The 19,108-nt window shown below is 32.0% G+C and carries 17 protein-coding genes and 1 pseudogene; 7 read left to right on the top strand and 11 right to left on the bottom strand.

Going from position 1 to position 19,108, the window contains the following annotated elements; all coding sequences use genetic code 11:
- The 7 genes from B0A64_RS06135 to B0A64_RS06105 form a co-directional block, all read right to left on the bottom strand.
- Positions 1 to 1,128 carry a hypothetical protein gene (locus B0A64_RS06135; RefSeq protein WP_089478645.1) on the bottom strand — a complete coding sequence of 376 codons (1,128 nt, stop codon included), beginning with the start codon at positions 1,126 to 1,128 and terminating at the stop codon, positions 1 to 3.
- Positions 1,129 to 1,272: 144 nt separating this feature from the next.
- The gene (locus B0A64_RS06130; protein ID WP_089478644.1) at positions 1,273 to 2,223 is read right to left on the bottom strand and encodes a glycosyltransferase family 2 protein; all 951 of its coding nucleotides are present in this window, start codon (positions 2,221 to 2,223) and stop codon (positions 1,273 to 1,275) included.
- A gap of 36 nt (positions 2,224 to 2,259) precedes the next feature.
- A complete protein-coding gene (locus B0A64_RS06125; protein WP_089478643.1) occupies positions 2,260 to 3,039 on the bottom strand; it encodes a LicD family protein in 780 nt (259 codons plus the stop codon).
- Between the two features lies 1 nt (position 3,040).
- Entirely contained in the window at positions 3,041 to 4,291 is a 1,251-nt protein-coding gene (locus B0A64_RS06120) for an oligosaccharide flippase family protein (protein ID WP_165769768.1), read from the bottom strand.
- 37 nt (positions 4,292 to 4,328) lie between these two features.
- On the bottom strand, positions 4,329 to 5,057 hold the full coding sequence (locus B0A64_RS06115; protein WP_089478641.1) for an SDR family NAD(P)-dependent oxidoreductase: 729 nt from the start codon (positions 5,055 to 5,057) through the stop codon (positions 4,329 to 4,331).
- Complete coding sequence (locus tag B0A64_RS06110; RefSeq protein WP_089478640.1) at positions 5,054 to 5,509, bottom strand: adenylyltransferase/cytidyltransferase family protein; 456 nt, start codon at positions 5,507 to 5,509, stop codon at positions 5,054 to 5,056. Before B0A64_RS06110 ends, B0A64_RS06115 begins: the two co-directional genes overlap by 4 nt.
- 41 nt (positions 5,510 to 5,550) lie before the next feature.
- Positions 5,551 to 5,976 carry an adenylyltransferase/cytidyltransferase family protein gene (locus B0A64_RS06105; RefSeq protein WP_089478639.1) on the bottom strand — a complete coding sequence of 142 codons (426 nt, stop codon included), beginning with the start codon at positions 5,974 to 5,976 and terminating at the stop codon, positions 5,551 to 5,553.
- A 374-nt stretch (positions 5,977 to 6,350) separates the two neighbouring features.
- Between B0A64_RS06105 and B0A64_RS06100 the strand changes: the two genes are divergently transcribed.
- A complete protein-coding gene (locus tag B0A64_RS06100) occupies positions 6,351 to 7,331 on the top strand; it encodes a hypothetical protein (protein WP_089478638.1) in 981 nt (326 codons plus the stop codon).
- A 76-nt stretch (positions 7,332 to 7,407) separates the two neighbouring features.
- On the opposite strand, the gene B0A64_RS06095 is transcribed toward B0A64_RS06100, so the two are convergent.
- Entirely contained in the window at positions 7,408 to 8,193 is a 786-nt protein-coding gene (locus B0A64_RS06095; protein WP_089478637.1) for a histidine phosphatase family protein, read from the bottom strand.
- A gap of 24 nt (positions 8,194 to 8,217) precedes the next feature.
- On the bottom strand, positions 8,218 to 10,521 hold the full coding sequence (locus B0A64_RS06090) for a TonB-dependent receptor (protein WP_123875879.1): 2,304 nt from the start codon (positions 10,519 to 10,521) through the stop codon (positions 8,218 to 8,220).
- Between the two features lie 439 nt (positions 10,522 to 10,960).
- On the opposite strand from B0A64_RS06090, the gene B0A64_RS06085 reads away from it, so the two are divergent.
- The 3 genes and pseudogenes from B0A64_RS06085 (at position 10,961) to B0A64_RS06075 (ending at position 14,124) form a co-directional block, all read left to right on the top strand.
- A complete protein-coding gene (locus B0A64_RS06085) occupies positions 10,961 to 12,823 on the top strand; it encodes an ABC-F family ATP-binding cassette domain-containing protein (RefSeq protein WP_089478635.1) in 1,863 nt (620 codons plus the stop codon).
- Between the two features lie 100 nt (positions 12,824 to 12,923).
- A pseudogene (locus B0A64_RS06080) lies at positions 12,924 to 13,400 on the top strand (FKBP-type peptidyl-prolyl cis-trans isomerase).
- 181 nt (positions 13,401 to 13,581) lie between these two features.
- Positions 13,582 to 14,124 (top strand): hypothetical protein, encoded by a 543-nt coding sequence (locus B0A64_RS06075; protein ID WP_089478634.1) that lies wholly within the window; start codon positions 13,582 to 13,584, stop codon positions 14,122 to 14,124.
- Positions 14,125 to 14,228: 104 nt separating this feature from the next.
- On the opposite strand, the gene B0A64_RS06070 is transcribed toward B0A64_RS06075, so the two are convergent.
- Positions 14,229 to 15,779, bottom strand: coding sequence for an SDR family oxidoreductase (locus B0A64_RS06070; protein ID WP_089478633.1), 1,551 nt, complete (start codon positions 15,777 to 15,779; stop codon positions 14,229 to 14,231).
- A 161-nt stretch (positions 15,780 to 15,940) separates the two neighbouring features.
- Between B0A64_RS06070 and B0A64_RS06065 the strand changes: the two genes are divergently transcribed.
- From B0A64_RS06065 to B0A64_RS06055, 3 genes are all read left to right on the top strand, one after another.
- Positions 15,941 to 16,732: an O-methyltransferase gene (locus tag B0A64_RS06065; RefSeq protein WP_089478632.1), complete on the top strand. Its 792-nt coding sequence runs from the start codon at positions 15,941 to 15,943 to the stop codon at positions 16,730 to 16,732.
- A 107-nt stretch (positions 16,733 to 16,839) separates the two neighbouring features.
- Positions 16,840 to 17,241, top strand: coding sequence for a helix-turn-helix domain-containing protein (locus B0A64_RS06060; RefSeq protein WP_089478631.1), 402 nt, complete (start codon positions 16,840 to 16,842; stop codon positions 17,239 to 17,241).
- 54 nt (positions 17,242 to 17,295) lie between these two features.
- Entirely contained in the window at positions 17,296 to 17,697 is a 402-nt protein-coding gene (locus B0A64_RS06055; protein WP_089478630.1) for a helix-turn-helix domain-containing protein, read from the top strand.
- Between the two features lie 314 nt (positions 17,698 to 18,011).
- Here B0A64_RS06055 and B0A64_RS06050 read toward each other — a convergent pair whose 3' ends face one another.
- Positions 18,012 to 18,671, bottom strand: a complete 660-nt coding sequence (locus B0A64_RS06050; protein WP_089478629.1) for a DUF6565 domain-containing protein — start codon at positions 18,669 to 18,671, stop codon at positions 18,012 to 18,014.
- Between the last annotated feature and the right edge of the window lie 437 nt (positions 18,672 to 19,108).

The following is a 19,108-nucleotide window of genomic DNA, read 5'->3' as shown; positions in this document are numbered from 1 at the left end:
CTATTTATTTAGTATTCTTATCGATGTAGCCAAGCAGAAGCAAAATATTATGACTGCAAAAAAATTATAAAACAAATTTTCTGTAAAAAAGTAAATAAGTATTGACAAGTAAGGTATTATATACTCGGTTTTGCTTAACTTTTTAAAACCAGACCAAACTCCATACACAATTATGCAAAAACCAGAAAACCCCAAATCGACTAACCAAGTCAAATAATCATTGTGAGCGACCAATCCGAAACTATTTATCTGGGGAACAGAACGAAAACCAAGACCAAAGATTAGATTAAAAAAATCTTGATTAAAAAAATAGTAAATAATTTCGGTCCAGATTTTAATTCGAAAAAGGAATGACAAATTACTATCATCTTTTGAATTAGACATCAAAAGCGCATCTTCAAAACTTACACTTGATAAGTTTCCAACAGAACCTTCATTTAGTAAGGATCCGAAAACTGTTATTGAATTTCTTAATTTTTCAAATATGTATATATCTGAATATGTAATAAGAAATACTATTACTATAAGTAAAAAACTTGAACTAAAAATATACTTTAATCTAAAAATTTTGCTTCTAAAATAATAACATACAGCAATCAAAACACTCAATAAAGCACCTAACGTAGTAGTTATTAGAAAACTTATTATTAAAAATGTAAGTATGTATTTTTTCTGAAAATTATAAATCATCATTAACCATACACAACAAATATTATACAATACATAATTATTTGAATTTGGAAAAATAGATATTGAGTATACCGATTCTTGAAAACCTATAATTTTATCAAAAACAAAAATTAATAAGGGCAATAAGGATATTATGCCAACTTCAATTTGATTTTTTTTTGAAATTACAAATCCATTTTTAAATGAGTATAAGGATGCCGAATAAATTGCAATGCCTCCAAATATTTTAAATGCATCATCAATTTTGTTATGTTCATTTAAAAAAAATGTACATGAGACAGATAAAACATAAATTATTAAGTAGGTCATGTTTGCCATACCTTTTTTTGTTTCCTGAATCACAAAATTTAAAGAAAAAAGAATAAATAAAATTTCACATCCATATAGCAATAACTTAACTGATTCTGCCCCTGTATAATGAAAAACAATCTCAATCAAAAGAAAGAGAATTAACAACCGTAAAAAGATATTTTTATTAAACACTAAAAATTATTTTATCTCTTATTTCCATGTCTATTCTAGCAAAGAAGGAAAGAAAATTGAAATTGTTAAATTGCTGTTTTTTGCTAATTTTTGGATACACTATTCAAAAATATTTTCATAATGATCCAATAAAAAAACATTTAGTTTGTGTATCGTTTTAAACAAAGCAATAGGAAAATAGGTACTTAGATAATATAAGCGCCAAAGAAATATTTTTACACCCATTTTGCGATATTCAAAAATGGCAATACGAGCATTTAAAGCGCTATTGGTTTTTAAAATTTCTTTTACATCTTTTATGACTAATTCATTAATATATCTTATTTCAGACTTTTTTGAAAAATTTGCATTTAATTCAATTTGGAAATCATCAATTATTTTTGAAAAGAAATTGTAATTAATATTTCGCTTTACATTACAAATTCTATCATTAGCATCTTGGCAATAAGTAGCACCAATAAGCGGAGTAAAAGCAATATGATATTTTTTTGCTATTCTGTACCACATTTCGAGATCAGGTCCCATAGTAATATTCACATCAAAATCAGAAACTTCCAAAAAAACATTTTTACGAATTACAGCTGTATTTGAAGTTATAACAGGAATATTTCGAGATAATTTAAAGTAGTCCTTAAGTAGCATACATTTATTAAAAATTTTACTTTTCAATGCAATTAATAATTCATTCTGATTATTTTGTATGTAATAATTGCTTGTATATATACCTGCTGCAGGATACTTTTTTATTATTTCACAAATTTCAAATAAAAATTTAGGATCCCATATATCATCTGCATCTAAAAATGCAACAAAGTCATATTTAGCATTTTTTATCCCTAAATTTCTCGCCGAAGATTCTCCTCCATTTACTTTATTTATTAAGGTAATTCTGTTATCCTTAATATCTTTTACAACTTCTTCGCTTTTATCTGTTGACCCATCATTAATAACTAAAAGCTCAAATTCAACTAAAGTTTGATTTAAAACACTTCTTACACTTCTTTCTATATAATTTTCTTTATTATATAATGGAATTACGACAGTAAACATATTTATTCGTATTTAATTAAAGGAAAAGCTGATATATTACTCAAGAAATTCTATTTTGGTTGCATGAAATTCACGCTTATCTTTAGGAGGAATTGTCATAAAATCACCATACTCATCAATTAGATATTGATCAACATTATGCGGTGCATTAAATTCATAATCTTCAAACTTAATTTTACTAACAGGTAAACAAGTCGAAAATTTATGGGGGGCATAAAATCCGATGCCATAACCATGCGAAAATTTATCGTTCGTGAATTGTCCAAATAATCGTAGCACTGGTATGATCAATGATACAACTGAAAACATAAAATTTGAGATTAATTTCCATATAAACCCGGGTCTTGATTCATATTTTAACTTACAATATCTAACATCTAACGCAAGTTTCCATTTTTTCCCCAAGCAGATAGATTCAAATGGAAATATGTCAATAAATAGCCCATTATATTTATACTTCCTAGCTGAAGCTTGATTTTCATAAACAATAGATTTCAAATCTCTTATTTTAGAAAAAAAGAGAGGATAATTAGAATCTGTTTTTCTTGTTTGTAATTTAAGATTTCCAGTCAATTCTCTTTCTAAACAAACTAATAATGCATTATAATCTTCTCTTTTGACTCCAACATCAAAATCATCATCCCAAGGAATAAAACCACCATGACGTCTTGCTCCTAAAAGAGTCCCAGACATTAACCAATAGGTAATGTTATTTTTTTTACAAATTTGATCGAATTCTTTTGCTATTTCTAACATTCGTAACTGCGCTCTTCGCAAGTCAGATCCCTCTGGATTGTAATTTCTTAAATCTTCCATTTTAATTATTTAAAATAAATTTATATACACGTCTGGCTCTTAATACCAAAACTAAAAATTCTGTTATAACCACTAAACCAGCTACTGAATAAACAGTAATAAAATCAAAGAATATTAATGAGACTAAAATTGTGACATGAAATATAGAGGAAATAATAACTGTCAAATTAGTATAACGAGCTTGTCCAAAAGCACCTAGAAGCGGATAGCCTAATAAAATTGATAGTACCGAAATAAGGCATACCCCAAACAGTATTTTTAGCGTAACAACACTTTCAAAAGCAACATTTTTATAAATTAACTGCATTAAAAAATCTGCGTTATACATACAAATGGGTAAACCAATACAATTTATTAAAACCACATAGCCAAATATTTTTTTGAACATACTAATATCTTTATGCTTAATCATGTATGGATAGAGTGCATTGTTAAGAGGACCGTACATACTTTGAACAGCCATATATAATTTCTCTGCTGCTGCATAGTAACCAACCGCAACATTTCCAGCGACCAAACCCAATACAAAAGTGTTACTTACGGTATATATAGAAACCGAAATTCTGGAAACAAAAAAATCAGAGCTATCTTTCATACATTTTTTTATTCCTTTTAAAGATGCTTTCCCAAAATTAAAATCCACATCAAATCGATTACATGCAATATAAAGAGCTATTGAACCGGAGGCTATTGATCCCAAGCCGTAGAAAAGAGGTACTAACAGATAATCGGCATCAGATTTTACAAAGAAAAAAATAGGAATAATAGCTAAACTACGTGTTACAATATTGATTTTAGTAACGTACTTCATTTGTTCCATACCTTGAAAAAACCAGGTTGGTAAGAGTACCGATCCGAGTACTGTTCCGTAAGAAAGTATATAAATCCATTTATTTGCTGCGAACTTATCAATCGAAAATATCAAAATAAGTAAGAATACTAAGCCCGTAATAAATAAAAAAAGTTGTGCAACAACTACATTTACAAGAAAAACATCTCGTAACTCTTTATTATCTTTGTTTATAGAAATAAATTGTACTCCTGACAGATTAAATCCAAAATCAGTTAGAATAACAAAGTATTGCGCAAATGCTGAAGCAAAACTTATTAAACCAAAAGTATCAACTCCAAGAGTTCTAAATAAGTACGGAATTGTTAATAATGGAAATATGTAATTAGCCCCTTGTAATATTACTAAAGAAAAAAAATTAGATATTAAAGTAGAATTTAAATTTATTTTTTTGAAAAGCATTTTTTCAGTTATATATGATAAGTAGCAGTTAAATTTTTTATGACATTGAATATCCGCCATCAACTACCAATATTTCTCCGTTGACATAATTATTACTTATTAAAAACCAATAGGCATCTGTTAATTCAATGGGGTCGCAAAAGTGCCCTAAAGCAATTTTTTTATTTATGCTTACTTTTTGTTCAGATGGTTTAGCTTTTTGCCATTCGGTAGCAACAAATCCAGGAGCGACAGCATTTACTCTAATTTTTCTTGGAGCAAGTTCTTTTACTAAATTTTTCACAAGCGCATGCACTGCTGCCTTAGTTACCCCATAGGATATAGAAACTGAATGAGGATAAATGCCCATTGACGAACCTGTAAAAACAATAGCAGCTCCATCATTTAGTTTAGATGATAATTTCTGCAATAAAAACATTGGGATATTGATGTTGACATCAAAAACTCTCTGCCAATTTTCAGGAGTTATATGACCAAAAAGTGTTCGGTCTGTAGCGCCAACATTGAAGAGAACTGCATCTAAACTTACATTTTTTTTAATGAAATACTTTTCAATAATATTGATTGCTTTAAAATCACTACAATCTACCTTTAGAACTTCAACTTGTGCAGTAGTATTTAAGTTTTCTATATTTTTTTTAAAACTTGCTGCGGCTTCCTCATCAGACCAATACGTTACTATAACATTCCAACCTTCATTTATTAAACGTTCAGCAACTGCTTTACCAATTCCTTTTGTTCCTCCTGTTATTAATGCATTTTTCATTTTTCTTTTATCTCTGGATTTGCATGTTTGTCACTAACATTTTTTAATTCCTTGTACTTATGATAAATTTCTTCTTTTAATTTAGAAGAAGAAACCCCATTTCCATAAGGAAAATAAAATACCTCAATTCCTAACTTCCTTAAATAATCATATTTTCCCACCCAATCATCACCTACTACAAAAGCATCAATATTTAAGTTTTTAACCAACTCGGTATGATCTAAAGATTTTTGCGGAATAATTATATCCGGATATTTTAAAGCTTCTACGATTGCTAATCTTTCTTCAAAAGGGACGATTGGAGCTTTTTTGTACGAACAAACCAGCTCATCAGTACTTACACCAATTATAAGAATTTCTCCCAAACCTCTAGCGTATTTAATCATCTTTAAATGATTAGAATGAAACATATCAAATGTTCCTGATGTATAAATAATTTTAACTTTTGACACCGTTTTTAGCTTATTAATTTATTAGTTAAGAAGTTATTCCTCTATTTTACCCTTGTCAACTCTCTAACCGCCACTTCCTTTCTAAGTCCGCTGCTTGAAAATCGATGATCACGGGCATTAAAAAACAATACAATCCCTTTTTGCTCGCAATAAAGACGTCCTGTAAAATTTTTATCTTTATATTCCTCTCCCAGAATGCGAATATCTATTTTGTACGAACGTAAGATATCTTCTAAATCTCGCTCTGTAGCATAAGGAACAATTTCATCTACAAACTTGCATCCCTTGAGTTGAATGTATCTTTCGACAATAGTTTGAGTGGGGCTATTTTTTTCTGGTCTGTCTAATGTAGGATCTGTTTGCAAACCAACAATTAAATAATCGCAATGACGTTTTGCTTCTTCCAGCATTTTGATATGCCCGGCATGAAGTAAATCAAAAGCGCTAAATGTAATTCCTATTTTCATAACGTATTATTATTTTTTGCAAATTATTAGTTAATTCAGGACACAGCTTCGCTTCTCCAACTCACATAAAGTGAACCTAGAAACAATAGAAAAGAGCACAATGTCATTCAAGACTGCAAACAATTAAAAATCAAACAGATATACTTAAATTCACAATCAAGAGCCCTCTATTTTTTTGCAAAAGTAAGACACGTTATTGGGTTCAAAAAGTCAAAAAGAAAGAAATGTCCTATTCTAACACAATAAAAACGTATCCCTTATAACCTTAATTTTGTTAAAATCAGAAAATATCGAGGCAATAAACAACGCATAATTTGTAAAAAAAAAGACCAATAAAATGCTATTTTTACATCAGAAAAATTGAATTTTTACCCATGAAAAAAGCACTTTTTTTTCTCACACTTCTATATACTGTTTCAACCTATTCGCAAGTCTCAGGGTGTACAGATTCGTATTCCGGAAATTATAATGCCAACGCAACAATAAACGATGGAAGTTGTTCGTATAAAAATCTCAGAATTAAACCTCACTATTCAAAAAAACTAAGCGATTCTATTAAAGAAACTTCCGGATTAATTGCTTTCGATAATTTGCTATGGACGCACAATGACGACCATGACAAAACTATTTATGGACTGGATTCGATAGGAAAAATTAGAAAAAAAATTGTGCTTGATAAAGTCACAAATCACGATTGGGAAGAAATCGCTCAAGACAGTACTTATCTCTATATTGGAGATTTTGGTAATAATTATTCCGGGAACAGAACAGATTTAAATATTCTAAAAATGGAGAAAAAATCTTTAACGCAAGAAAATCCTGTTATTGAAAAAATTTCCTTTCACTATTCTGATCAAACTGATTGGTCTGGTGAGAAAGGAAATACATCAAATTTTGATTGCGAAGCTTTTATCGTTTCCAAAGACAGTATTTATTTGTTTACCAAACAGTGGAGTACTTCTAAAACCAGCATTTATGCGTTACCCAATAAATCCGGAAACCATATTGCACAATTAAAAAATACTCTTGATACAAAAGGTCTGGTAACTGGCGCGACCTATCTTGAGGCGAACAAATTAATTGTTCTTTGTGGTTATTCTAAAGTAGGCAAACCGTTCCTGTATCTTTTATACGATTATAAAAACAACGATTTTTTATCGGGAAACAAACGAAGAATCAACCTTAAACTTCCTTTTCATCAAATCGAAGGAATTGCCACTCTGGACGGCTTACATTATTATTTGACCAATGAAGCTTTGGTTAGAAAACCTATTATCAATATACCTCAGCAAATTCATTTTTTTGACCTGACGCCTATATTGAGTAATTATTTAGATCAAAAAATAAACCATTAAGAAATTAAGTTTAGTCAAATCTCAACCTAAATTTTCTTAATTCCTTAATGGCACAAAATATCTATTTGAACTAGTATTATTTTATTTTTCCTTTTTCGACATAACTCATATCTCCAAAAGATAAAATAGTAAATTTACCATTCTCATACACTACTTTACATACAGAAGCATTTGCCATATGCGAGGTTGCTACTTCTACACCGGTTATATTCGATAGCATCATACCAATCGACATTCCGTGTCCTACCATAAATATATTTCCTCCACCACTGGCTGCTTCTTTCTCGGCAATCGTTTTGAGCGTATTTTGAGTACGTGTTCGTACTTCTTCGTAATCTTCGGCCATATTTAATTTATCGAGTATTTTCACCACCTTCAAGGATTCTTTGACTCCCTTCATTTTTACATTTGCAAAAAGATCATCTGTATTTTGATAATGCAGATAAAGTGCTATATCTCCCCACATTTTCGAATTCAAATCGCCTTCATAACTTCCAAAATTCGTTTCTCTCAATCCTTCTGTTTCTGTAATTGGTATTTTTTTATCTCCTTTTGTCGTTAATACAATATTTGCTGTTTGTCGGGCACGTCCTAAATCGCTTGTATAAGCTGCTTTAAAGTCAATTCCTCTAAGACCTCTGCCTAAAAATTGAGCTACTTCAATTCCTTCCGGAGTCAATGGTGCGTCAGACCAGCCTTGCACCCTGTCAAGGGTATTGAGCATCGTTTTTCCGTGACGAGCAATATAAAAAGTAACAATTTTGTTTTCTGCAATTGGTTCTTTTTTAGATTTTTGAGCTGTAATACCTAAAGTTATTCCAAAAAAGAAAACTAATACTAAAATAATTTTGTGTGTCTTCATGATAATAGATTCTGTTGTTAATAATTATAATTTTACTTTTATTCCAAATTCTACCGTAAAAGGACGAATATAAGTCCCCACTAATGGTTTACCATCAAAAGCCTGAGCTTGCTCTATAGATGTTGTATTTGTTCCGGAAATAGATCCCTGTGCTCCTTTTTGATTCAGGAAGTTGACAACATTAAGGTTTAAATCTATTTTTTTATTCAGTTTACAAGCAACTCCTCCAAAGGTTTCCCAACGACTTGCAAAGAATAAAGTATTAGGATAATTTGCTGCTTCTTTACTAAAGTAGCGCGTACTCACCCATAGTCTCCAGTTTTTATAAGAATAACTAGGATCTAATTCTACAAGAACTTTTGATACACTACGGGCGGTACCGCCACTAAAATCATACACTTTATTTCCTTCGGCAGCTACTTCGCTTAAATCGACGATAAAATTTTTATATTCCGGATTTTGAAGCGTTAACAAAGCATGAAATTTAAACCCTTTAAAAGGTTTTATCTCCATATCTGTTGTCCATCCTATGGTTTGAATATCATAGGTAATCGTTTGTTTGTGTCCGCCCTGAAAAGAAGAGTTATTTTTAAAATTGTTACGTTGTATGTATGTAATCTTAGAAACCAAACTTATTAGCGAATGGTTAAAATAAGTTCCTACAGATGCTCCGGGAATTTGTGACGGAGTAACTTTTGGATCATCAGCTCCGGAATAACTGCTTAGATTTCCTGCTACTTCAGTATAAGATACATCTGCCAAAAAGCCAACATTTCTAAATGTTTTATGAAGAAAACTTGCTGTAAAAGCTTTATTAAACCAATCTTTTTGAATACTTTGTCTTCTCGACATATCGATTTGGTTATTCAAAAAACCATCTGCCTTTGCTGCATCTCTGCTGGATTTAGGATACCACATACCATCAATACGTTGCCATTCTAACCGGGCTCCAAAATCAAGATCTATTTTTTTGTTTACAGACCACTTTTCTGTAGCATAAAGTGCCAGTTTATTTTCTTTTCCAGTATAATATTGCAAGGCACTGTTGTAACCTGAGTTTCCATAACCATCGACTCCTGCTGCGTTTTGCCAGTTTCCATTGGCATCTTTTATTTGCGTAATTAACTTGGCAGGATTTGCTGCTACTTCCTGAATCATATTATAAGTAGTCTGATAATAATTATCGATATCATAGTAATAGTCGCTTAGTCCTGCCAGCCAATGATGTTTTTTTGTTTTTTTACTTAAATCAAATTTTCCCATAATAGTATTTTGAGAAATTTTTGGAGTTGCCAGCATTGCTACTCCCTGTACATAATCTCCCTGATATACCTGATCTTGATTATCTGCATAAACAAAGCGATTTTTTGCAGCATCAATCTTTCCTAAATTCGTATAGTACGGATTGTATAGTCCTGATTTAGCATTTTGAAAACGAACAATATAATCGAGTTTCATTCCATTACCTAATGTATTTTTCCCCATTACATCAATTACATTTGTCGTAGACCCCATATCATTCATTTGGTCCAGCGTTTGTCTTTGTCCTGTAATAGGATTAATAATAGTTGACTTTCCTGTTTGCTCTAAATAAGAATCTCTACCTATTTTAAAATCCCCAAACTGACTTATTGTTCCGTCCAGATTATAGACATAAGGACTTACTTTTGAAGTAATTGATTTAGAATCAGCAAATTTATACTGAACCGAAATTTCGCCTTTACCTCCATTATACTTTTTGGTGATTACCCCTTTATAAATCTGTGTTTTATCAAAATAATCGGTAAAATCAGATCTAAAAGTCCCAGGATCAAAATTCAGGAATGCACTTGCAGCATAATACCAATTGTTTTTTAGAGGACCACTAAAGCTTATATCTCCTCTTAAAAGCCCATAACTATTGGTGTTAAATGCGATATTCTGCTCGTGTTTTTCTGTTCCTCTATTGCTGTATGTACTTACCGAAACTCCCACATCTCCAATAAATATTGCTGTTTCGCCAACTGTTTGCACTTGAAATTTGCTAAAACTCGATGCTGCTCGCCAAACACTTGTAGGACCTTGACCTGACCAATTGTACACTACCGGAAGACCATTTTCTAATATGGTAGTACCGCCAATACTTGCGGGTAAACCAATATTTACATTTCGGGGTCCATTGTCATTAGAAGCATTAAGCATCATATTTTGTGCTTCTTCCTTAACTAGTTTTACTTCTTTTTTATCTTTTTCTACCCGTACAATACTATCCTTTTTTACTTGCGAATAGCCATTTACCGCAAACATCATATTTGCGACAATAATTCCATAAATAATCTTACCCCACATAGCCAGTTAGTTTTAGTTCTTATTATCTCCAATCTTATTTCTTAAATCTCATAGCATCATCAAATGATTTATATGAAATTTGAAACCCGTAATCGCTTCGTATTGAAGCAATGAAAAACGAATATAAGAACATTTAAAACTAAATACTGTTAATTTATACAAATAAATAAGTAAAAACTTATAAAATATTTATATTATGTCTATTTTAAAACATCATAATAAAATAAATCCAGAAGTTTTTGCACGGTTATTAGAACAAACAAATCAGATTTGTTTGCTTAAAAACCTCCTAAAACAAATCGCCTAAAAGGCACTTTTTTTGTTTGCAGCAAAAAGCTATCTTTGCGGCAACTTTTTTAGAAACCTCTATAAAATTTATAGGCTAGTTGAGTTGCGTATTTTAAAATAATAAAAAACTGATTTTCAGTTACAAATTCCCATGAATTACCTATCTGTAGAAAACATATCCAAATCGTTTGGCGAAAAAACACTTTTTGACAACATCTCTTTTGGAATTAATAAAGACCAAAAAATTGCTTTTATTGCCAAAAATGGTTCTGGAAAAACAACCATTATGAGCATTATTAACGGTTTAGACGAGCCGGATACCGGTCAGGTAGTTTTAAGAAAAGGTATTAAAATGTCATTTCTGTCACAAAACAATAACTTGCAGGAAGAGCTGACTATCGAAGAAAGCATTTTTGCCTCAGATAATGAGACTTTAAAAGTTATAGAAAAATACGAAAAAGCACTTGAGAATCCTGATGACGAAGAAGCATATCAAAAAGCTTTTGACGGAATGGACCAACATAATGCGTGGGATTTTGAAACACAATACAAACAAATCCTATTCAAATTAAAGCTGGAAGATTTTAAACTTAAAGTAAAAAATCTTTCAGGAGGACAAAAAAAGCGTCTTTCATTGGCCATTATCTTAATCAATCGTCCTGATTTATTGATTCTTGATGAGCCTACCAACCACTTAGATCTTGAAATGATCGAATGGCTTGAAAGTTATTTTGCCAAAGAAAATATTACCTTGTTTATGGTAACACACGACCGTTTCTTTTTAGAACGTGTTTGTAACGAAATAATAGAACTTGACAACGGAAAATTATACCAATACAAAGGAAATTACTCGTATTATTTAGAAAAAAAAGAAGAACGAATTACCTCTGAAAATGCTAGTGTCGACAAAGCAAAAAATCTATTTACCAAAGAGTTAGAATGGATGCGCCGCCAGCCTAAAGCGAGAACGACAAAATCTAAATCACGTCAGGATGATTTTTATGTAATTAAAGAAAAAGCACAAAGTCGTCGTCGTGAAAACAAAGTCGAGCTTGAAATTAATATGGAACGTATGGGAAGCAAAATTATCGAGCTTCACAAAATTTCAAAAAAATTTAAAGATCACGTTATTCTGGATAACTTTAGTTTCGATTTTCAACGTGGAGAACGTATCGGAATTATTGGTAAAAACGGAACAGGAAAATCTACTTTCTTAAATCTTCTTACCGGGACACTTCCTTTAGATAGTGGTCGTGTCGTAAAAGGTGAAACAATAAAAATTGGTTATTATACACAGTCCGGAATCAATCCAAAACCAGGACAAAGAGTTATTGATATTATCAAAGAATACGGAGAATTTATACCGTTGGCAAAAGGCCGTATGATTTCGGCTTCGCAACTGCTGGAGCGTTTTCTTTTTGATGCGAAAAAACAATATGATTTCGTCGAAAAATTAAGCGGTGGAGAATTAAAACGCTTGTATTTATGTACCGTTTTAATTCAGAATCCTAACTTTTTAATTCTCGATGAGCCAACAAACGATTTAGATATTGTAACGCTAAACGTTCTGGAAAGTTTTCTTTTAGATTATCCCGGATGTTTATTGGTGGTTTCTCACGACCGTTATTTTATGGATAAAATTGTTGATCACTTATTTATTTTTAGAGGTAAAGGTGAAATCGAAAACTTCCCAGGAAATTATTCTGATTTCAGAGCTTATGAAGATAGTGCCGATGTGGCTCAAAAAGAAGAGAACAAAGCCGAAAAGAAAGACTGGAAACAAAATAATCCAACCGGAAATCTAACTTTCAACGAACAAAAAGAATATCAGAAACTAGAAAGAGAAATTAAAGATTTAGAAATCGATAAAACTAAAATAGAACAATTATTCTCTGACGGAAAAGTTCCTGATGCTGACATCGAAAAGAAAGCAAATGAATTGCAAAACATCATCAATAAAATAGACCAGAAAGAAGAACGTTGGTTTGAGCTTTCTGCTAAGATTGAAGGGTAATTTTAGTTTTTAGCTCTAGAATATGATATCGAGACTGAAAACTACGACTGTGACTGAAAACTATTTTATTTATATCAAGCCCTTATAAAAAATACACATCATGAAATACCTTTTAACTTCATTACTGGCTTTAACGCTATTTATCTCTTGCAATAGTGATAAAGAAAAGAACACAGTCCCTCAAAAAACAGATTATACTGTTGAAAACGAAAAAGAAATTACCGATTATATTGCTAAAAACAAATTAGCTGCTGTAAAAAGCGACTCTGGTTTGTATTATGTAATTAACGAGCCCGGAACAGGAGCGCAACCTTCATCAACTTCAAATGTTACAGTAGCCTATAAAGGATATTATACCAACTGAAAAACATTTGATCAAAGTAGTGAAGCAGGACTTTCTTTTGGCTTAAACCAAGTAATAAAAGGATGGACAGAAGGTATTACCTATTTTAAAGAAGGCGGAAGCGGAATTCTACTGGTTCCTTCTCATCTAGGTTACGGAAGTTTTGATTACAATGGTATTCCCGGAGGTTCTGTACTGATCTTTGATGTTAAGCTAATCAAAGTCAACAAATAACAATACTTATAATTTCAATAAAACGAACCACAACAAAATTAAATTTGTTGTGGTTTTTTATTTTTGTAAAAAACAAGAATTTCATTATGTAATGATTGTAATAAATTGTGTAAATGATAATTAATCTATTTAACGAGCTTTGTTAGAGTGAAAATGAATTCACATTTAAACAATATATAAAATGGAAAATTTACATAATCCTGATGGAACTAAACGTGAAGTATTGACTGGAATGTTTTCAGATCGTGATAGTATCGAAAGAGCTTATAGCACTTTAAACGAAAGAGGTTACACAAAAGATGAAATCAATCTTATAATGTCAGATGAAACAAGAAAAAAACATTACTCAGATAAAGATGATCATTCAGAATTAGGGACAAAAGCAGCAGAAACTGCTGGAACAGGGTCTGCCATAGGAGGAACAATTGGTGCTATTGTGGGCGTTATCGCTGCTTTAGGAACAAGTCTGGTTATTCCGGGATTAGGATTAATTATTGCTGGTCCGCTTGCCGCAGGATTAGCTGGCGCTGGTGCCGGAGGAATTACTGGAGGATTAATTGGGGCGCTTGTAGGATCCGGAATTCCGGAAGACCGAGCAAAAGTTTATGAAGACGGAATCAAAGATGGTCATGTTGTATTAGGAGTTCACACTCGTAATAAAGAAGATGCTGAATATTTTGAACAAATATGGAGAGCCAATAAAGGACAAAATATTTACCGTTAATTGATTTGTTTAAAACACGAATTTCACTAATNNATTAGTGAAATTCGTGTTTTCTTTTTCTATTTATTTGGCAAATAACTGTGACCGTGACTAAAAACTAGGTTCTACCAAGGAATCGGGTTATAATCTTTCAGGAATTTTCCGCACCAATGTTTTCCGGTATTAATTCCGTCAAATAAAGGATCCATAACACGTGCTGCGCCATCTACGATATCCAATGGTGGTTGAAAATCTTCTAATTCCTGTTTCTTTTTTGCCAGTTCCGCAGGATCTTCATCAGTAACCCAGCCTGTATCGACAGCATTCATAAAAATACCATGTTTTGCCAAAGTTCCGGACGAAGTATGTGTTAACATATTCAAGGCTGCTTTTGCCATATTGGTATGAGGATGACGATCTTCTTTAAAGAAACGATGAAACTTCCCTTCCATAGCCGAAACATTTATAATATGTTTTTGCCCCGTATTGTCTTTTTTCATTACTTCCGAAAGGCGGTTGCACAGCACAAAAGGCGCAACAGAATTGACCAACTGTACTTCGATCATTTCGGTCGTTTCGATCTGACCTAAACGCAAACGCCAACTATTGGTTTTTCGCAAATCAACTTGTTGCAAATCTGCATCGAGTTCTCCTTCCGGAAAAACTTCGTTCGCTACCAATGCATTATCAAAAGAATACGGAATTTGAGATAATTGTGCCGAAGCGCGCAAACCTATTCCTGGTTCAGGTCCGTGCCAGGTTACCGGCATATTTTCGTTTGAAGAAGCTCCCGTTGTCAGGATCTTCAGTTCATCCAGACAATTAATATGATCTAATAATAATTCCTGCGCTTGTTTAGGTAAGGCACTTATTGGCAATTCTTCATTCTCCATTAGATGGGAATAAAAACCTGCCGGACGTCTCACCGTTTGAGCCGCATTATTAATCAGAATATCCAGACGCTCGTATTTTTGTTCAATAAAATTGCAAAAGATCTCCACACTCGGGATATGTCTTAAATCTAAACCATGAATTTTTAAGCGATGTCCCCATTCCATAAAATCTTCTTCTTTGGCAAAACGCAAAGCCGAATCTACCGGAAAACGGGTTGTAGCAATAACAGTAGCTCCACCACGCAAAAGCATTAGGGTAATATGATACCCAATTTTTAAACGGGAACCTGTAATTATAGCAATCTGTCCTTTTACATTGGCCGTCTGAAAGCGTTTGGCATAATTAAAATCACCGCAATCTGTACACATTGTATCATAAAAATGATGCATTTTGGTAAATTCGGTTTTGCAAACGTAACAATTTCGCGGAGTTTCGAGTTCTAATGCTTCTTTTTGAGCAAGATCATTTAGAGCAAGTAATTTTGGCGCAACAAATATACTAGCCTCACGCGCATGACGAATTCCGGTTTCTTTTCTTGCCGTTTTATCCTTTTTTTCTTTTTTGCGTTTGGCAGCTTGCATTCCATCCTTAACCCTTCTCGAAAATTCATCACGATCAGGACGCGAAAACATTCCTGCTTCTTTGATTAAAGCGATTCGTTGTTCTTTCGGAATATCAAATATTTGATCTGTATTCGTATTCAATTGTGCCAAAACAGCAATGCATCGATTAATTTCTTCCGAGGTTATTACACTCTTACTTTCAACTTCTTCCTTCAACATTATAAAACGTTTTTCTTTTGCTTAAAGCGCAAATATACTCTTTTTAAAAGTCATAAAGTTCAAAGTCAAAAGTCGTAAAGTATCGTTTTATAGCTTTAAAACTTTCGACTTTACGACTTTCGACTTTTTTGTATCTTCGCGCCTACTTGTTAAACATTTATATGCTATTTCAAATTAAATCTTATTTAAAATTCCTTTGGGATTCCAAAAACGAACATGGAGTACATTCGCCATTTGTTTTTAATTTATTGACAAAATGTTTTTACGACAAGAAACCAAAACCCGAATATTCGATCCTGAAAAAGTATCGAAAATCACTTCTCGAAAACAAAAACTTCATCGAGGTAACTGATTTTGGTGCCGGTTCAAAAGTTTTTAAATCAAATAGAAGACAGATTTCTAAAATTGCATCGACAGCAGGAATTTCTCCAAAACGAGCCGAATTATTATTTCGGGTAACGAATTATTTTCAACCCAATACTATTCTAGAGATTGGAACTTCATTGGGATTAGCCACTTCTGCCCTAGCTTTAGGAAACACAAATGCAAAAGTGATTACACTCGAAGGTTGCCCGCAAACCGCAAATGTCGCAAAAAATCAATTAAATAAATTTGACTACAATAATGTTGATCCGGTAATTACCGAATTCGAAAGTTATCTCGAGGATATTCAACTGAGTCTGAAAGCCGAGACTGAAAACTTCGATTTAATATATTTTGATGGCAATCATTCTAAAAAAGCCACTTTAGCCTATTTTGATCTTTTATTACCAACGATTTCCAATGATTCTGTTTGGGTTTTTGATGATATTCATTGGTCTTTAGAAATGGAAGAAACTTGGGAAATCATAAAAAACCATCCAAAAGTTACGGTAACAATTGATACTTTTCAATGGGGATTTGTCTTTTTTAGATACGAACAGGAAAAGGAACATTTTGTAATTAGGACATAATCTCTGACAAAAACAGACGTTTTCTAAGATGTTTTTTTATCTTTGAAATTCACACTTTTTAGTACAGATAGCTTTATCTTTGAACTTTTAGAAAAACGACACTCATTATGGAACAGAAAATTCATCAAGGAAGAAACGTAAAACGTTTCAGAGAAATGCTTGGCATTAAACAGGAAGCATTGGCTTATGATTTGGGAGAAGACTGGAACCAGAAAAAAATTTCTATGCTCGAACAAAAAGAAACTATTGAAGACAATCTGCTTAAACAAATCTCTAATTCTTTGAAAATTCCTGTTGAAGCCTTTCAAAATTTTGATGAGGAAATAGCAGTGAATGTTATTTCGAATACTTTTGGAGACAATGCTTGCGTCGGGAATTATCCTACAGTCAACTTCAACCCTATTGAACAAGTAATAAAACTTCATGAAGAAAAAATTGCTTTATTTGAGCGTATGCTGAAAGAGAAAGACGAAATGATGGCAAAGCTTGAAAAACTAATTAACAAATAACTTTCAGGACGAGATACATTTCATTATCAGAACATAAAAAAAACGACACTCATTATGGAACAGAAAATTCATCAAGGAAGAAACGTAAAACGCTTCAGAGAAATGCTTGGCGTCAAACAAGAAGCATTGGCTTATGATTTGGGAGAAGACTGGAACCAGAAAAAAATTTCTATGCTGGAACAGAAAGATGTAATTGAAGATAATCTACTAAGACAAATATCCAATTCTTTGAAAATTCCTGTTGAAGCTTTTCAAAATTTTGATGAAGAGCAGGCGGTAAATGTTATTGCAAGTACGTTCAATGCCCATGATCACGCAACTGGATTAGTAATTAATAACTACAATCCAATTGAAAAGATTATTCAATTGCATGAAGAAAAAATCGCACTATATGAGCGTATGCTGAAAGAGAAAGATGAAATGATGGCAAAGCTTGAAAAACTAATTAGCAAATAATCGAGCAAATGCTCTCGTCATAAAAAAAGCTATTTAAGAATAACCGTTTTTTGCTGGACGGAATATTTATAATATTTATTTTTATCTGTAAAAACCCCAACGGGGTGAGATATTTATAGAATTACAATAAAACAATTAAAAAAGCTCCAGAGGAGCGGCATATTTTTCTACAGTCTTAATATATCCCGCTCCTCTGGAGCTTTATGTTCTAAACTTTTATTCTTTGCTATAAATATTTCGCTTCTCTAAAGCGTACAAAAAAAAGACAATCATCGCTGATTGTCTTTTTTTGTACTAATTCAATTTACTAAAAATTATTTTTTAGCTTCTTTATTTTCTTCAGATTTTGCTCCCATTCTGTTAAGCGTATACATTGGAGCAAATTTAAATTTTAGACCAGCAATTTTTCTATTGTCTTCAGAGGTAAGACCTTCTTTTTCAACCGTGTTTTTTCGGCTGTCAAGGGCTTCATACATGATTTTAATTTTATCCCAGTCTTCACGGGAATATTTATCTTTATTATTCTCTACAGTATGAACAAATTGTTGGTAGACACTATGGATATTTTTAGCATTAACCCAATCAAAATTCATATCCTCACCAATTTTTCCTTCACCAAATAAGGAATTTCTTAATTGTTGTTGTGGGCTTGGAGCAGGAGGGGCAAAAACGGCGGTCATTTCTTTTTTAAATTCTTCGTATTTAATCTTACTCGCATTGATTTTTTCGGTTGCAGCACTATTGTCTTTTATATCTGTAAGTGCCATTTGAGCTTCGGCAGCTTTTCTGTCATATACAGCTTCAACATCTTTCCAATCTGTTTTCAAATCATCTGCTTTAACATTTTTAACTGAATCGACGTAGGTTACATAAGAGTCGATCGTTTTTTGAGCTTTTTCTTGTTTTTCGTCTTTACACGATGTAAAACCTAATGCAATTAATGCGATTCCTGATAATAATGGTATGTTTTTCATAATTCTGATTATTTAAGATTAGATAACAAATATAAGTCGTAAAACAGTGTTTAATTTTACATAATTATCACTTTTACAATATATAAAACATTATAATTCAACAAAAACAGAAAAAAATGGCAATTATACAAAAATAACTCAAAATCATATAACATCATTTGCTATGATTAATTTATAATTTATAACCCGTTGGGTGTAATTAATAAAAAAAAATAACACATAGAAACATAGGTTTTATGTGTATATAAAGAAACATGCTTCTAATACATAGCAGTCTCTGTGTGTTTAAAATAAGGGAAACGCCTTTTTTGAGAGTATTAAATCTATGTTTCTATGTGGTAAGAATAATTACAACCAAAGGATAATTTATATAAAAACAGTAATAAGGCAAAAGTGATTCCTTAAACACAGCCACTTCTGTAACAAAAATCAATTTC

It is taken from the genome of Flavobacterium araucananum (assembly GCF_002222055.1).
Taxonomy (GTDB): Bacteria; Bacteroidota; Bacteroidia; order Flavobacteriales; family Flavobacteriaceae; genus Flavobacterium; species Flavobacterium araucananum.
Note: the sequence above shows the minus strand (reverse complement) of the source record. Positions and strands in the feature narration are given on the sequence as shown.